This window comes from Candidatus Propionivibrio aalborgensis (assembly GCF_900089945.1).
Taxonomy (GTDB): domain Bacteria; phylum Pseudomonadota; class Gammaproteobacteria; order Burkholderiales; family Rhodocyclaceae; genus Propionivibrio; species Propionivibrio aalborgensis.
Genome location: NZ_FLQY01000157.1, coordinates 1 through 5,598 on the forward strand (window position 1 = coordinate 1; position 5,598 = coordinate 5,598).

Below are 5,598 nucleotides of genomic sequence, written 5' to 3' on the forward strand. Positions count from 1 at the left end.
ATGGGCTCAATCTGGTTATAGACGCCGAAGGCCTTGAGCACCGAGAAACTCAGTGCCAGCAACGGTACGATCGACAGCAGCGTGGTGTACACCAGACTCATGGCGCGTAGCGTGAGCTGACCGCCCACCAAGTCACGTGTCAAGATAAACACGGTACGCAAGCCTCGTTGGGCGCGCTCCTTCCAGAGCGGAAGCGGCGTCTCCGCCACGCCCCAGACCGACTTCTCGAATCGGCCATAAAGCGCTTTTGCATTTTGTTTCATTTGCTGACCTCAAGTTGTAGCCGCAAGGTAACGGCTCGTTCATTCACTCCATTCGATTCGTTCATTGTGTTTGCCTGGGCTGACTTGTCCAATGGCCCGGGAACGATTCGTGCGGCGGGAATGCCGCCGGTCAACACTAGTTCAGCGATGATCGCATCACTGCGTCTAGCCGCCAGTTGCAAGAGCATCTCCTCGGAGACGGCCTCCTCAGTGATCAGGCGATCAACAAGACCTTGATAGAACGCCGGCAATGGGTCTGACATGGGTTTGCCGGTTTGCGTTGCATCGCGCGGGCCGGATTCGCCGGCTGGAACGTATGGATCGCCGATCATGGTCTCACTTTGAAGCGCTTTGCGTTTTAGCGTGGACAGAACCTCCGGTGCGTAGTGTTGGATAAACATCTCTTCGATCGCGTGCTGAACACGTGGGTTCGACGTGTCGATCGGGCCCGGGTCCTCACCGCGGATCAACTCGATGCCCATGCGCTGCACAATTTCACTGCGAACTGCACGTGATTTCAGCGCAACCGTGTCCATATTGGCAGCGTAGGTCGGCGGTACGATCAGAGTCAAGGACGGGCGAGCCTTGAGCGCGCGCGCGACAGTGCCCAATTTCTGACGTTCGGGAGGGGCGATGTCAGCGCTTCCGGGTTCAAAATCGATACTGTCGAGCTTCTCGTCGCCGGAGCCAAACAGTGCGCCGAGCGCCTTGAATGGTGCCAAAATGACGCTGCCGAGCAGGTTTCCGATGGCTTTGCCGATTACCGCACCGTAATCGAACTGCGGGTCGTTCAAGTCTCCGCTGACGGGCAGTTCGACATCAATTACCCCTCTGGAATCCTTCAGAATAGCCAGGGCCAGTTCGAGCGGCAGATCCAGGGCTTGCGGACTTTCGACTTTCTCGCCAAGCTCAACCTGTTTGAGGACGATCTTGTTCTCACCCTGCAGGTGACCGCTCTTGACGCGATATTGAAGATCCATTGCGAGCCTCCCGGAAGCGATGCTGTAACCGGCAAATTTCGCGACGTAGGGTGAGAGCGAGGTCATTTCAAGGTTACGGAAAGTCATGTCGATTTCGGTAAATCTCTCGGGCTTCAGTATGCTGATCTGGCCGCGGATCTTTGCCGATCCATATTTGTCGACACGGGCGTCAAGTTGCACCTTGGCGCCATGATTCGGATCGCTTCCGATCCCGGTGATAACTCCCTTCAACTCGTGCATTCGCGTGCCGAACTGAGGACGCAGGCTCTGATCCGCAAATTCGAGCGTGCCTCCGGACACCCGTACGAAAGCGATCGTGAACGGGAACAGATCGCGTTCCACGATTTGCGCCTGAATGTCATCCTGTTGCTCGTCGGCAGGCGCCTTGTCGCCCGAAACTTGAATAGCCTTCTGTTCTTCCGTCGCATCATTCTTGTTCGGCTGTCGCAGCACATCCATCAGATTGACCGACTGGTCTGCGGCGATAATCAAACGTCCGGACGGCCTATCGACCCGCAACTCGCCGATGTCCAGGCGATTCGGCTCCAGTGTCACAACGATATCGTCGCTGGCAACTGAATCCCAGGAAAGGAATGTTCTCTTCGGTTGGATCTCTTCGAGCAGCAACCGGTCAAGCGCAACGCTGCCCTCATAAGCCAATCGGGAGCCTGTCGGGTTGTTGTACCTCAATCGCCCAGACCCCGAGAGGGTGCCGGAGACAAGTTTCAGCTTGGCGAATTCCGACAGATACGCTTGCGCGGGGACCAGTTCGACACCGGCCAAACTGATTTTCAGGTCTGAAGTGCCACCATCTGCATGAACGTTTCCGCTGGCCGCGATGTCGCCCCCACTATCGAGGCGAGCCTTGATATCGAGGGACATCGGCGACGCACTCGAAGTGGAAAAATCCTTCGCTTCACCGCGGAGTACATTCAAACCGAGGGTCATCGGAGGCGTGAGGCGGTGATCCTCGAAACCGACCGCGATGTCAGCAGCTTTGGCTGACTTCAGCGCCAGCCGCCAGGCGCGGGCCTGCTCCTGCCTGCTCTGTGCTGTCGTGCGGGCGGTGTCGGGCTGCGCGTCAGGATCTGCCATTTCCAAAGCCTTGCGACTCACATTCAGACCGGCAAAATTTCCTTGGGCATCAAGTCCAATTCGCGTCTTGCCATTGGCCAGAACGAGCGATTCGGCAGTCATCAGCCGATCCTCCAGTTTGAAAACGCCTCCACTCAGCGCCACACTACTCAAGCGCAGCATTTCGCTTGCATCATCGGGACTGCGCATCACGGCGTCCGACAAGCTTGCGCTCAGACCGTCGCCAGTAACATCGAGCGGCCCGTCAGCGAATGCAATGCGGAGGGATTTGGCGCCAAAATCCGCCGCTGACGCGCCACCGGTCCCGGCCGGGGGGTCGAGCGCCGCGACATCGGCCGACTTGAGTTTCAACGTTACATCGTCGAAACGCGCATCAACACCGTTTGCAAAGCTGATTGAACGTGTTGCGAATGATGCGTCGCGGACGTTGATCCGATTGGTGTTTCTCTGGGCCTGGAAATTCGAGAGTGCCGTTCGCACAACAGTGGCCTCGATCCTGGTGTCACCGCCGTCCTGAGTCAGTGACAGCGTGTCGCTGGCGATCTCCGAGCGGCCAATTTCCATAGTGTCACCGCCAAGCTGGAGCTGGACAGCGCTCAAAGTGCTGTGCGGCTCATCAATCCCGAGTTTGAGCTGAGTATCTGCAGCAACGAACCGGGTCTGGCCGGCTTCGATGACCACTTCAGAGACGCCCAACGAGTCCGAACCGCTTTTCAGTTGCGCCCCGGAGATCGTGAGCCGCGGGTGGTTCAGCACGAAACTCAATCCGGCCGGGCCGAATTCAGCGCTCGGGGCCGTATCCAGAGACACACTTGCAAGCTGCACTTTCAGCTTGTTTGCCGCGTCGGAGAAGCTCAATGCCATCTCCGACACCTCTGCGTCGGTTGCCGAGATTCGCCACGGTTTTGCGAGAGTTGTGGCCGTTGCGTTTGCCTCCTTGTGGGCTGATTCGGAGACGGCATTCGTCGGGGGCGGTTCAAACGCCGCAGCAGCCGAAGCCGGGAGCACCAGTCTTACCCAGTCCACGTTGCCATGGTCGTCCTGCACAGCGGCGACACGGCCCTTCGTTAAGCTGACGCTCGCCAAGCTGATTTGGTGTGCAGCCAGGTCGACTCGTCCTTGCTTCAGGGCGAATGCCTCGAATGCCAACAGTGGTGAGGGCACGCCAGGGGCACTCAAGGAAAATTCGGCGATTTCGAGAGCAACATCATGTACGGTTCCGGCAATCGCCCCGTTCTGATCAAGCGCCAAATCGTAGCTGGCGGCGGCGCTGATATTGCCTGCGAGGGAATCGAGCCTGAACAGACGCGAAAGGCTTGCAGCCAGCGTTACCGCCTTGAGGTTGCCTAGCGCAACTTCCCCATTCGAAGCGAACGGGTCCAGCGTCAGCTCGCCACTCGCGTCGAGTGTTTCACCAAGGCGTGTTCGCACCGATAACCGATAGTGTGCCGGCTGAGCGTGAAGGCTCGAAAGATTGCTGATATCTACCGAAAGAGGTTCGATGTGTGCCACCAGCGGCTCGTCGAGAAATTCATCCGAGATCTCAAGGCGACCATCGCTCAGCGAAAGCCTGGATACCACAAATCGCGGTAAAGGCGAATCCTGCGATTCCGGTTCGTCGGCGATCAGTCGTTCGAGCAGTGCGCTGAAGCTATGTCGCCCTTCCTTGTCGAAATTCAGGCGCGCGACCGGTGCCTCAAGAGAGGCGAGCGAAAAGGTCCACGCTTGATCGACGACGCTGCGCATAGCGAAATCGATCTGCAAGCGCTTGAAGCTCAGTATTGGTGAACCTTCGGTGTTAGAGAGAACGAGATCGCCGACTTCGAACGTCAACAGTAGGGGATTGCAGCGTACCTCGCCGACGCTTATCGGGTGTCCAAGTTTTTCGGGCACCTGTTTCTCGATCTGCCACTTGACGATTGCCGGCAAGGCGAAGAAGCCAAAGATCAGATAGAGCGCGAACAGCAGCACGGTGGCGCACACCGGTTTGCTCAAAAGAACTCTTCGCATCCTGTCAGGCATAGTTGGGGTTTCACGGTACGGAGGTTGGCCGATCCTGCATGTTTGTGGTCAGCGTGCAACAAGGCGAAGGTCTTCGCGCTAGCTTTGAACGTTGGAAAGCCAAAGTTTCAGCCCAAGACGCGGGACTGGTTTGGCCGATTTCGGCGACGCCCCACTAGGCGCCGAGGATATCTTCGTGTTGCTCGATGTGGGGTCGCATGGACGCAGCTAACGTAGCGGCAGCCTACGCTTGATTTCTGTAGTGGATTGGTATCGACAACACAATCCTTGAGGCGTTCCGGTGCGCGAGACAGATCGATCCGACACGGGCATTCAGGCGGTCAGTTTCGAATCAACCAGCGCCTCAATTTCATTTACTGAATCGACGAGATTCACGTCAAACTCGAAATCGGAAAAATCCAGGCCAAAGGCCTCTTCGAGATACATGACCAGAGTCATCATCGAGAACGAATCCAGCCGACCGCTGACAAACAGTGACTCACTATCAGCAAACCCTTTGTGATCGCGGTGGTTCTCCAAGGCTTTTGTGAGAAATTCACGTAATTTCTGCTTTGCGTCTAATTCCATCAAGCGACTCCAAAAAGGCTTGCCATGAACAAGAGTCGTTCAAGCAGTGTGTGAGTGAACGCTTCACCACCAAAAACATGCAAGCATACAACGAACGACCATACGAACAGGATGGAATATAACCTTCCGAAAATACTGGTCGGGGGGCGAATCCCCACGCTCGCACGGACCTGTGATATGCCGATACCCGTCGCCAATACCGCACAGTAGAAGAGGTAGCTGGTGAAGCTTTCAATGGCACCAACTAGCCCCATCTTGGCAACGCTATCGATTTGCCGGAGAAAATGCCACAGGGCGTTGCCCACCCCTGCGGCCATGAAGGTCGCGAAGAACATCCTCAGACGCGGGTAACTCCGGAACATCGTGAAGAATGTTGGGACGAAGAAAAAATCGACGAGCAGTTCCTTGAAATAGTAGTGAAACCGATTGAAATACTCCATCAGGGTTCTTGATTCGAGTGGCCGCCAACAGCCACGTGGCAACCTGTAGCCGGCCAAACGGGCGATGCCGATGAACAGAGCGGACCAGTATGCGATTTTCAGAGCGTATTTCGCCGTCGACAGGATTAGACAATGCCAGCCGATCGCAATCGGGTAGGGCTGATGGCTTAGGAATGCATCCAGCGCTACTTCTACGCTCGGTATTTGCATCTGCTCCTCGAATACCCAACT

At 56.6% G+C, this 5,598-nt stretch carries 4 protein-coding genes; all 4 read right to left on the minus strand.

All coding sequences use genetic code 11. The features are described from left to right. A partial coding sequence (locus PROAA_RS08900) for a hypothetical protein (protein ID WP_222102177.1) occupies positions 1 to 263 on the minus strand: 263 nt, incomplete at its 3' end. Continuing rightward, on the minus strand, positions 260 to 4,360 hold the full coding sequence (locus PROAA_RS08905) for a DUF748 domain-containing protein (RefSeq protein ID WP_483771112.1): 4,101 nt from the start codon (positions 4,358 to 4,360) through the stop codon (positions 260 to 262). The genes PROAA_RS08905 and PROAA_RS08900, both read right to left, overlap by 4 nt. A gap of 312 nt (positions 4,361 to 4,672) precedes the next feature. Then, the gene (locus PROAA_RS08910; RefSeq protein WP_186411011.1) at positions 4,673 to 4,927 is read right to left on the minus strand and encodes a phosphopantetheine-binding protein; all 255 of its coding nucleotides are present in this window, start codon (positions 4,925 to 4,927) and stop codon (positions 4,673 to 4,675) included. Beyond that, on the minus strand, positions 4,927 to 5,598 hold a 672-nt coding region (locus PROAA_RS08915), incomplete at its 5' end, for a hypothetical protein (RefSeq protein WP_222102178.1). The genes PROAA_RS08915 and PROAA_RS08910, both read right to left, overlap by 1 nt.